This is a genomic window from Mariprofundus ferrinatatus (assembly GCF_002795825.1).
Classification (GTDB): domain Bacteria; phylum Pseudomonadota; class Zetaproteobacteria; order Mariprofundales; family Mariprofundaceae; genus Mariprofundus; species Mariprofundus ferrinatatus.
This window is the reverse complement of record NZ_CP018800.1, coordinates 1905572-1915000: the sequence shown is the minus strand read 5'-3', so window position 1 is coordinate 1915000 and position 9429 is coordinate 1905572. Positions and strand designations below refer to the sequence as shown.

Below are 9429 nucleotides of genomic sequence, written 5' to 3'. Positions count from 1 at the left end.
GGTCTGCGCGGAAGATATAACGGGGCTCAAACATACCACCGAAGCTACGGGTGCAGTTTACTGCACGGTAGGAGAGCGTTCTGTAAGCCTGCGAAGCCATACTGTAAGGAGTGGTGGAGGTATCAGAAGTGAGAATGTTGGCATAAGTAGCGATAAAACGGGTGAAAAACCCGTTCACCGAAAGCCCAAGGTTTCCTGCACCATGCTAATCAGGGCAGGGTTAGTCGGCCCCTAAGGCGAGGCAGAAATGCGTAGTCGATGGGAAACAGGTTAATATTCCTGTACCGACTTTAGATGCGATGGAGGGACGGAGAAAGGTAGCTGATCCGGGCGTTGGTTGTCCCGGTTCAAGCATGTAGGCGGAGAGTTTTGGCAAATCCGGACTCTCTTTAACGCTGAGATGTGATGACGTGCTCTTACTTCGGTTCGAGCGAAGTCAGTGATCCTATGCTTCCAAGAAAATCTTCTAAGCTTCAGTCTAAAGTCGACCGTACCGTAAACCGACACAGGTAGGCGAGGCGAGAAGCCTAAGGTGCTTGAGATAACTCTGGTTAAGGAACTCGGCAAATTGGCCCCGTAACTTCGGGAGAAGGGGTGCCCTTTGTATGTGTAGCGATTCGCTCGTGAAGCAGAAGAGGGTTGCAGTGACCAGGGGGTAGCGACTGTTTACTAAAAACACAGCACTCTGCTAAGCCGTAAGGCGATGTATAGGGTGTGACGCCTGCCCGGTGCTGGAAGGTTAAGAGGTGGGGTTAGCCGCAAGGCGAAGCTCTGAATCGAAGCCCCAGTAAACGGCGGCCGTAACTATAACGGTCCTAAGGTAGCGAAATTCCTTGTCGGGTAAGTTCCGACCTGCACGAATGGCGTAACGACTTCCCCACTGTCTCAACCAGAGACTCAGCGAAATTGAACTTGCTGTGAAGATGCAGCATTCCCGCGGCTAGACGGAAAGACCCCGTGCACCTTTACTACAGCTTGACATTGGATCTAGGTATATTTTGTGCAGAATAGGTGGGAGGCTTTGAACCTGCGACGCCAGTCGTAGGGGAGCCACCTTTGAGATACCACCCTGAATATGCTTGGGTTCTAACCAAGGCCCGTTATCCGGGTCTGGGACATTGTCTGGTGGGTAGTTTGACTGGGGCGGTCGCCTCCTAAAGAGTAACGGAGGCGCGCGAAGTTACACTCAGGCTGGTCGGAAATCAGCCATTGAGCGCAAGAGTATAAGTGTGACTGACTGCGAGACTGACAAGTCGAGCAGGGACGAAAGTCGGTTCTAGTGATCCGGTGGTTTCGAGTGGAAGAGCCATCGCTCAACGGATAAAAGGTACGCCGGGGATAACAGGCTGATTCCCCCCAAGAGTTCATATCGACGGGGGAGTTTGGCACCTCGATGTCGGCTCATCACATCCTGGGGCTGGAGCAGGTCCCAAGGGTTCGGCTGTTCGCCGATTAAAGTGGTACGTGAGCTGGGTTTAGAACGTCGTGAGACAGTTCGGTCCCTATCTACCGTGGGCGTTGGAGAATTGAGAGGATCTGTCCTTAGTACGAGAGGACCGGGATGGACAAACCTCTGGTGTTCCTGTTGTTCTGCCAAGAGCATTGCAGGGTAGCTACGTTTGGAACGGATAACCGCTGAAGGCATCTAAGCGGGAAGCCGGCCTCAAGATTAATTCTCCCGGAGCTTTAAGCTCCCTAAAGGGCCGTTGAAGACTACAACGTTGATAGGCTGGGTGTGGAAGAGTGGCAACACTTGGAGCTGACCAGTACTAATTGCCCGTGTGGCTTGACCATGCAACGTTAAGACATTGGATTGTCTCTGATTATCAATACAAAATACTAGCTATTGATTGAACCCTCTTTGTAAGAAAAGTCCGGTTCAATCCACCAGTTTCCTGGTGTCCATAGCAAAGAGGAAACGCCTGATCCCATCCCGAACTCAGAAGCTAAGCTCTTTTGCGCCGATGGTACTGTGGGGTTCCCCATGGGAGAGTAGGTCGATGCCAGGAATTTAATACAAAGCCCCTTTGTTGAGCTAACGCTCCAAAGGGGCTTTTATTATTTAAGCCCGCCGTTTAGAGCAATCTCCGGCGGGTTTTTTTATGCCGCTGTTTCCTGTTGCAGCGGTTTCAGCCACTGCGAGAGACGGATCAATGGCAGTCCGATCAGGGCAGTTGGATCATCCCCTTGCATGCGATCGAACAGGGCAATTCCAAGCCCCTCCGACTTGAAGCTGCCTGCACAATCGACCGGATTTTCCCGTTCTACATAGTTTTCTATCTCAATTGTGCTGAGATCCCGGAAGAAAACTTCGAAGGGGATAACCTCACAGCGTTTATCCTTCTCACTGAATAGGGCGAGACCGGTCAGGAATGTGACGCGCTTGCCCGACAGGCTGGCCAGCTGTGCGCATGCCTGCGCTTTGCTTCCCGGCTTCCCGAGCACCATATCACCGCAAACTGCAAGCTGGTCGGAGGCGATAATTGTGGCATCCGGATAGCGAGCTAGGACACTGGAAGCTTTTCCAGTCGTGTTATGCAGCACCAGCTGTTCCGGCGGCATCGAACCAGGCGCTGCCTCTTCGAACAGCGGATCTACCTGCTTAAAGGGAATGCCAAGCCTCTCAAGCAGGGTTTTCCGGTAGGGAGAGGTGGAGGCAAGGATTAACTTCTTCAATACGGGGTCCGTGAAAAGAAGATAATCCAGCCGAAGATAGTGAGCGCAGCAACAGCATCACGGATGCAGGATGGCCATAGCCACCAGTCATTACCATCATGCCATAACCGGTAACCCGAGCGCACCGCATGCAGGCTAAACATTGAAGCTAGAATGTAGATGCCGGTTTCCGCGCGCAACGCAAGGGAGACGAAAAACGAAGTGCTTAAAATCCACGCCGTAGCAAAATAGGGCCAGAGGGAGTCGGGCTGGTGGTAGAGAATAGAATCGGCAGTTACGGCGCATACCAGCAACACGCTGGCCGTAACCAGCCAGACAGCTTCAAATTCAAGCGAGCCATCTCCCATTCCCTGTAGCGGCCAGACGATTACCGGAATCAACAGAGCGCAGCTGATCGCTACGTAACTTATCAGAGGCGAGAATACCGGGCGCTCCGTGTCAGCCATAATCCTCAGAGTCGTCAGGGATTGGCGCAGGATCGCCCGCGATGCGGTAGTCACCTGTCGCCCAGCGTCCTAGATCAATAATACGGCAGCGGTCGCAGCAGAAAGGGAAATTGTCGTTGTCGCGCTCAACCGCTTTTTTACAGTTGGGGCAGCGAAAACGGGAGTCGTTTACACTTTTCAGCTGCATCACCCACCAATCGGAATCAGCATCATTGAGTAGGGCTGATCCTTTTTATAGTCGATGGTTTTCTCTCCGGGTAACCACTGCTGGAAACGAACCCGGATGGCCAGGCGGTTGCCTGAAATATCCGGAATAATGCCGTCTGCTACGGCCTCCTCAGGAAGGGCGATCACAAGCAGGCCACAAGGCGCTTTTCTGTCCGGTGTGATGTGACCGCTGCCGCCGATCGCGACCTCTTTTTTCCAGCTGACAAAATCGTTAAGCATACCATCCAGAGTATCCACGGCATTGCAGAGCGGAACGAGTGCTCGGTGCAGTGGAAGCGTACGCTCTTCCGAATGGTTCCAAATTGCCTTGATGCTCTGATGCAGGCAGAGCTTGTGCCCCAACCAGTCATGTTTCTTCTGTGTATTCAGATAGGCGCCCAGCAGTGCGTCGTTCTCAAGGATTCGAGCCGCGTCTGGTACGCCCGGCATTAACTGTTCAATATGATGTTGAATATTGTCACATGCCTTGCGAATGTGATCCTGGTAGTGGGGTGCACCCTTGCTCAATCCGTTCAGATAGGTCTCGACATCCTGAAGAAGAGCGATCACCTCAGGCACAACAGGCTTGCGGCCGTGGTCGCCAATCAGAGAGGTGCGAAGATCGCATGCGGCGTGAAGCCATGATGGACCATCATGCGCGCCATGTGCCGATTCAAGGCAGGCCAAACCATCCCGCAGCTCGATAAACGAGCGCATGCGCGAGCTCAGAGGGAATGAGAATTGAACCGTATCACTCATGCCTGCCCTCCCGGTTTGGCAGAAAATCTGCAGCAGTAACGCGCCAGAGTTGCGTGGCTGCAGGCTGCCAATCATGCCAGCGATTACTGGCAACGACTACGGTTGTATTGGATCGTTTTACCCAGGCTGCTATATCGTCACGAAGAGTAACCGCGTCCGCTTCAGGAAGGGCATCGCTGGGGTTGTCCAGCAGGGCGATTACAGGACCGGAAAGCTCCATGGCGGCAAGCCTGAGGCGCACTGACTGCAGGCGATTCAGTGTTGCCACATCTCTGTCGGACTCAAGATCTGCAACCCCCCATGTGGCAAGTGCAGTTGCCAAATCATGCCGGGAGGGCATGGCCTTCAGCCCGAAGCTGAGCTCTTCTCCAATATTTTGTCCAAGCCAGAGCGGTGGCTGATGATCAAACAGCATCTGTACGGCACCGATCTCTTTTCCGGGCGGTTTGCCAGCAATGGTTGCAGTAAACTGGGGGGGAAACGAAGCCAGCCCGGCCAGCCGCTTTAGCCAGAGGCTTTTACCGCTGCCGACTTCGCCGATGAGCAGAACGATCTCCCCGGCTGCTGCCTCAAGGGATCGGGCGGCATCGCGCAAAATCAGAACGGAGTTGTCGGTTAATGGGTCGCTGTTCATCGGGTGTCGCGGAGGGTGTCACAAAAGTTGGAGCGGGTGAAGGGAATCGAACGTTTATCTTAACATAAATTACTAGGTACATTTGAAACTCAATAAACCATGCGGGGTATAAAGGCGCATAAAACTGTGATTTAATTTCAAAGTGTTATTTCAGGACTATACTACCCATATAACAGGAATGCTTTTAAGACAAATCCTACCAGACTAAATTTAAGCTCGGCCAACAATTAGTTAATAAATCCATTCTTTTTCTGAGGCGCACGTAAGCTATAAATTAGACTCTATGCGGCATTATCCTGCAATATCGGGGCGGCCTTAGATCTACCAACTTCGCTCATATCATTAGTCAGATTACACAATAGGGATATTTACGGGCAAACGTATACCGAACAGCCTTATTTAGCGCCTTAGGCTTAGAAACCGGACCCTTAGCCTGTCATCATACTGCAAATCTGGTCGGTCCAGAGAGCTGATGGCTCTGCCAAAAAACTAAATATTGGGCGGTGTTATATCGAAAAACAAGCTGTGCCCCAACCTTATTTTATGTATATTGGTGATCAATAAGTGTCGTTTTAATTTCGAAGTTGCTTATTTTATTGGAGGTTATTGATGGCTAGTGATGGCGATGTTTTCGAACTGACCATTGATAAGAATAATATTATCAAGCACGTAAATGATGCCTGGTTGGATTTTGCAAATTCATGCAACTCTTTGCTGGCGAATAAGTCGAAGGTTTTGGATAAGCCTTTATTTACATTTATTGATGGCGAGATGGTTAAAAACCTTTATTTGAATATTTTGCTGAGGGTTCGGAGTTCGGAGAAAGCATTTGTTTATAAGTTCCGCTGCGACAGTCCATCGGTCCGGCGGTTGCTTGAAATGAAAATTTCCCCATTAGATAAGCAGGACATTTTGTTTACAAGTTGCATCATTAAATCGGAGCATCGAGAGCCTGTCTCAATGCTCGATTGCTCCCTGCCGCGAAATAATGAGGTCGTTTTTATCTGCAGTATTTGCAAGAAAATCGAATTGGATTGTCATGAGTGGATTGAAATTGAGGAGGCACTATCTAAGGATGACTTGTTTTGCAGAGACGGAATTCCTCAGATTGCCAATGGGCTCTGCCCTGATTGTGGAAAACACTTTCTTGACGAAATAGAGGCGCAGTTAGGCAGTTATTAGCCAATCAAGCAGAAACACGGCGCAGGTGATCAGGCTCAGTCAGAGAATGCAGACAAGCAGCAGTTTAGCGCCGTGGCTTTATCCATGAATGATCAGTAGTTACTCGCGATCCGCTCGAGGGCGAGGGATACCATCAGCATCCCGCCGGCATAATTATGTGCCTTGAATTCCCCGGGAGTCGTTCTTCTTCACAAAGAAAAAGTTGCCCTGCATAGCCCAAGGCTGCCGATCCAGCGGCCGCGGTTAATTTGTCATTTTGGGTCGTTACCGGGTTTATATATTGGCTTTCAAGGCCTTGCCAAGCTCCTGGATGTTCATGACAGTTGCATATAGCGGGAAGATCTCTTTGCAGAAGAAGTCCTGCTCAGTGTTGGTTCTGCCGCAGGTGCAGTCTTCAAGAACAATGACATTGTAACCGTGCTCGAATGCAGCCCGCCCGGTTGAGTCGATACAGATCGAGGTGACTGCGCCAGCCAGAATGATATTTCGAATACCCTTCTCGTTCAGGGTTTTCTCAAGGTCTGTATTGGAGAAGGCATTCAGCCCCCGTTTCCCCGGAATTTCTTGAATTCGGGTGTCGAACTGCTTGATTTCAGGGATTGTCTTACAACCTATTTCCCCTGCCTGAAAGGCCTTGAACTGCTTGATGGCGGCGAGGATGCCAACCGGCTCCACCAGCTCGGAGTAATCTTTTGTGAATACAATCGGCGTATGAATCATCAATAGCCCGGTATCGAGTTGCGAACGTATGAACGCCAGCGAATTTTGTAAGGCATTGTTGCTGATGTCTGACTCTTCAATGACCTTGCGAAGAATGCCATCCTCGGAAAAGTAGTCATTCTGGTAGCCGATCAGAATGAGTGCGCTGTTAGAAGGTTTTATTTTATGCATCGCTTTTCTCCTCTATCTCTTCCGGTAGCCAGATATGCGCCACGGTTCCGCCATCCTCTCCTGCATCAAGGCAGACAAAGCCTTGAAGCGCATCAGTCAGCTGCCTGGTGATATGCAGGCCCAGTCCCATGCCTTGAACCTTTCTGGATTTGTCGGCGCGGAAGAATTTGTCAAACACCTTTTCACGGTCTTCCTTCGCCATGCCAATGCCATGATCCGTGATTCTTATTGCGTAGCCATCCCTCTCTTTGAGCTGCTGCCGCTTTAACGCAATCTCAACTGTCAATCCATGCTCCGAATATTTGCAGGCGTTACTGAGCAGGTTTGTTATAATCCTGTTAATGAACTCGGGGTCCGAGTTGATTTCGCACGCTTCGCCACACGCGTATTCGATGGAATGGTTTCTCTCCCTCGGGGTGAAGGCGGAGATCAGCTGTGCGATATGTTTCGAGAGGTCGAATGTTTCAGGATGGGGGGTTGGCTTTAGACCGGACTCGATTCGCGAGACATCCAGAAGCTGTGTGACGATCGCCGATAGTGACATGGCCTGAGTGTAGATGCTTCTCAGCATCTCCTTTTGCTCATCTCTGGAGAATAAATCTGCACTCTCCAGCAGTAGTTCGCTAAAGCCGCATACGCTGGAGAGCGGCGTACGAAGTTCGTGTGATGCGGCGGACATGAAATAGGTCTTCATTCTGTCCAGGTTGTGTTCCTGCGTAATATCGATCGCGGCCATTAGCTGTGCAGGTTGGCTTTGCGAGCCCGAGCTGGTTGTTCTTATCTTGATAACCTTGTCGGCTTCTCTGTTGTAAATGATAAACTCATTGGTGTCCTGTTCAGGCCTTGCAGGCAGCAGTTTGTTGTTGTCGATAATGTGCTGTTTTGCCTTGCCGATGCTGATGCCAAGGATTTTATCATTGATGTTAACCAGCGCGGCAAAGCGCGGGGTATAAAAGGTTGATATGTTGTTCGCTCCAAAGGACATGAACCCCACCGGGCTGATGTTCAGGATTTCATCGAGTTCCAGGTTGGCTCTTTCCAGCTGATCTGTACGCTTGGCAAGGCTCTGTTCAGTTTTGATTCTACCAGATACGTCCAGATGGGTTCCCACTGCCCTCAGGGGGGAGCCATTGTTGTCATACTCGACGATTTTTCCCCTGTCTTGGATCCATTGCCACTCGCCCTCTTTGTTTTTAACCCTGTGCGTGGTTTCATATGAATCTATCTTGCCATCCAGGTGTTGTTGGAGTACCTGCATCACTTCAGGCATGTCGTCCGGGTGAACGAGGTACTCCCACGAGCTGACATGCGGGGCGATCTCACCCGGGGCGTAGCCGAGCATTTCAATCCACCTGGGTGAGAAATAAACCTCGCCGGTCTGAATGTTCCAGTCCCACACGCCTTCGTTGGCACCTTCAAGGGCAAACTTGAGTCAGCGCTCGCTTGTCTCGAGCGCTGTATGGGCAGCCTGAAGGTGGCGATCTTTTTCCTGCAAGGCGTGCATGGCCTCGACCTGTTGCTGGATGTTTACCAGGGTGCCGGCTGTTCCGGCCATGTTTCCCAGGTTGTCAAACAGCGTGTTTGCATCAACTTCGACCCAGATGTACTGGTTTGTTTTGTGGATATAACGAAACTGTGAACGAAACGAATCGTCTTTCAGCTCACGCATTTCCGTGCTCTCTCGCATGACTTTTTCCCGATCGTCGGGGTAGATGAAGTAGAGGAAGTTCTTACCGAGCGACTCGGCTACGGAGAAGCCGGTGATCGTCTCCCATGCCGGGTTGAGGAATGTCCAGTTGCCTTCTGCATCAGTTTCAAAAACAACGCTGGCGAGGCTCATGATAAGTCTGTCGTACTTCCGGTTGCTCTCATTGAGCTTTTCGAGCAGGCGGTACTGCCGCTGAATTAGCAGTTCGTCTTGCGTTGCGGCGCTCACGCGGTTTCCTGCTCCTGGTTTCTGGCCGCATTGCGAAGATCGAGCAGGGTTGAGATGAGTCTGCGCAAAAGGTTGAAGTCGATCGGTTTTGTCAGCACGAGGAGGTCTTCATGCTCAGCCTGTATCTTTTCGAGGTCTTCGGCCGATGCGCCGGTAACTGCAATTGCCGGAATACGCATGTCGCCCTGCTCGAGCGTTTCAAGCATTTTGAAGCCATCGATATTGGGCATGTAAAGGTCGGTGATAAGCAGGTCGGGAGGGCTTTTACCAATTTCGATCAAGGCCTTATAGCCGTCGGCGACATATCTCACATCAAGAGGGAGCTGCCACTTTTTTATCTGCATGCGATAGAGCATGGTGGTGTCCGGATCATCCTCAACGATCAGGATCGACCTGCTTGACGTATTTATGCTGTTGTTCCCACCGTCCAGGCGTATCTGCAGAAGACTCATGACCGAGTCTCTTTGGATGCGCCTGTGCCCGCCGGGAGAGACCCAGGCTTTAAGCTCGCCGGAGTCGCACCAGAGCTGAATGGTGCGAACCGAGACATTGAGCAGGCGGGATGCCTGAATGGTTGTGAAGTAATCCTTTTGCTTATCCATAGCTGGATACTATCAGGTATATCACATTTATCAAATAGAGGTATCTGTTTCCCTGAATGGAAATGTGTTGACTTATGGCGCTAGAAATGAAAGAAA

Annotated in this window: 10 protein-coding genes and 2 rRNA genes (1 of these 12 running past the window's edge); 3 read left to right on the top strand and 9 right to left on the bottom strand. The window is 50.9% G+C overall.

Going from position 1 to position 9429, the window contains the following annotated elements; genetic code table 11:
• Together Ga0123462_RS09320 and rrf are read left to right on the top strand one after the other, a co-directional pair.
• Window positions 1-1794 (top strand): 23S ribosomal RNA (locus tag Ga0123462_RS09320) (it extends 1154 nt beyond the left edge of the window).
• Between the two features lie 100 nt (window positions 1795-1894).
• Window positions 1895-2009: ribosomal RNA gene (gene rrf / locus Ga0123462_RS09315) — 5S ribosomal RNA — on the top strand.
• A 91-nt stretch (window positions 2010-2100) separates the two neighbouring features.
• Here the strand turns inward: rrf and Ga0123462_RS09310 are convergent.
• From Ga0123462_RS09310 to Ga0123462_RS09290, 5 genes are read right to left on the bottom strand one after another with little or no spacing between them, the layout of a single operon-like run.
• Complete coding sequence (locus tag Ga0123462_RS09310) at window positions 2101-2676, bottom strand: Maf family protein (protein ID WP_100266043.1); 576 nt, start codon at window positions 2674-2676, stop codon at window positions 2101-2103.
• Complete coding sequence (locus Ga0123462_RS09305) at window positions 2673-3122, bottom strand: hypothetical protein (RefSeq protein ID WP_100266042.1); 450 nt, start codon at window positions 3120-3122, stop codon at window positions 2673-2675. The genes Ga0123462_RS09310 and Ga0123462_RS09305 overlap by 4 nt, the downstream gene beginning before the upstream one ends.
• Complete coding sequence (locus Ga0123462_RS09300) at window positions 3115-3309, bottom strand: DNA gyrase inhibitor YacG (protein WP_100266041.1); 195 nt, start codon at window positions 3307-3309, stop codon at window positions 3115-3117. The genes Ga0123462_RS09305 and Ga0123462_RS09300 overlap by 8 nt, the downstream gene beginning before the upstream one ends.
• Window positions 3309-4088: a hypothetical protein gene (locus tag Ga0123462_RS09295; RefSeq protein ID WP_100266040.1), complete on the bottom strand. Its 780-nt coding sequence runs from the start codon at window positions 4086-4088 to the stop codon at window positions 3309-3311. Before Ga0123462_RS09295 ends, Ga0123462_RS09300 begins: the two co-directional genes overlap by 1 nt.
• Window positions 4081-4722, bottom strand: a complete 642-nt coding sequence (locus Ga0123462_RS09290) for an ATP-binding cassette domain-containing protein (RefSeq protein ID WP_100266039.1) — start codon at window positions 4720-4722, stop codon at window positions 4081-4083. The genes Ga0123462_RS09295 and Ga0123462_RS09290 overlap by 8 nt, the downstream gene beginning before the upstream one ends.
• A 609-nt stretch (window positions 4723-5331) precedes the next feature.
• On the opposite strand from Ga0123462_RS09290, the gene Ga0123462_RS09285 reads away from it, so the two are divergent.
• Window positions 5332-5904 (top strand): hypothetical protein, encoded by a 573-nt coding sequence (locus tag Ga0123462_RS09285; RefSeq protein ID WP_100266038.1) that lies wholly within the window; start codon window positions 5332-5334, stop codon window positions 5902-5904.
• 273 nt (window positions 5905-6177) lie between these two features.
• Here Ga0123462_RS09285 and Ga0123462_RS09280 read toward each other — a convergent pair whose 3' ends face one another.
• The 4 genes from Ga0123462_RS09280 to Ga0123462_RS09265 are packed head-to-tail and all read right to left on the bottom strand — an operon-like array spanning window position 6178 to window position 9333.
• Complete coding sequence (locus Ga0123462_RS09280) at window positions 6178-6795, bottom strand: cysteine hydrolase family protein (RefSeq protein WP_100266037.1); 618 nt, start codon at window positions 6793-6795, stop codon at window positions 6178-6180.
• Window positions 6788-8194, bottom strand: a complete 1407-nt coding sequence (locus Ga0123462_RS09275) for a PAS domain-containing sensor histidine kinase (RefSeq protein WP_100266036.1) — start codon at window positions 8192-8194, stop codon at window positions 6788-6790. The genes Ga0123462_RS09280 and Ga0123462_RS09275 overlap by 8 nt, the downstream gene beginning before the upstream one ends.
• 33 nt (window positions 8195-8227) lie before the next feature.
• Window positions 8228-8731 (bottom strand): PAS domain-containing protein, encoded by a 504-nt coding sequence (locus tag Ga0123462_RS09270; RefSeq protein WP_100266035.1) that lies wholly within the window; start codon window positions 8729-8731, stop codon window positions 8228-8230.
• Window positions 8728-9333, bottom strand: a complete 606-nt coding sequence (locus Ga0123462_RS09265; RefSeq protein WP_100266034.1) for a response regulator — start codon at window positions 9331-9333, stop codon at window positions 8728-8730. Before Ga0123462_RS09265 ends, Ga0123462_RS09270 begins: the two co-directional genes overlap by 4 nt.
• Between the last annotated feature and the right edge of the window lie 96 nt (window positions 9334-9429).

What these genes read in the sequence shown, in the direction of transcription:
- Ga0123462_RS09290 (WP_100266039.1), bottom strand. Translation starts at nt 4,722, where the DNA reads ATGAACAGCGACCCATTAACCGACAACTCCGTTCTGATTTTGCGCGAT.
- Ga0123462_RS09280 (WP_100266037.1), bottom strand. Translation starts at nt 6,795, where the DNA reads ATGCATAAAATAAAACCTTCTAACAGCGCACTCATTCTGATCGGCTAC.
- Ga0123462_RS09285 (WP_100266038.1), top strand. Translation starts at nt 5,332, where the DNA reads ATGGCTAGTGATGGCGATGTTTTCGAACTGACCATTGATAAGAATAAT.
- Ga0123462_RS09305 (WP_100266042.1), bottom strand. Translation starts at nt 3,122, where the DNA reads ATGGCTGACACGGAGCGCCCGGTATTCTCGCCTCTGATAAGTTACGTA.
- Ga0123462_RS09265 (WP_100266034.1), bottom strand. Translation starts at nt 9,333, where the DNA reads ATGGATAAGCAAAAGGATTACTTCACAACCATTCAGGCATCCCGCCTG.
- Ga0123462_RS09295 (WP_100266040.1), bottom strand. Translation starts at nt 4,088, where the DNA reads ATGAGTGATACGGTTCAATTCTCATTCCCTCTGAGCTCGCGCATGCGC.
- Ga0123462_RS09300 (WP_100266041.1), bottom strand. Translation starts at nt 3,309, where the DNA reads ATGCAGCTGAAAAGTGTAAACGACTCCCGTTTTCGCTGCCCCAACTGT.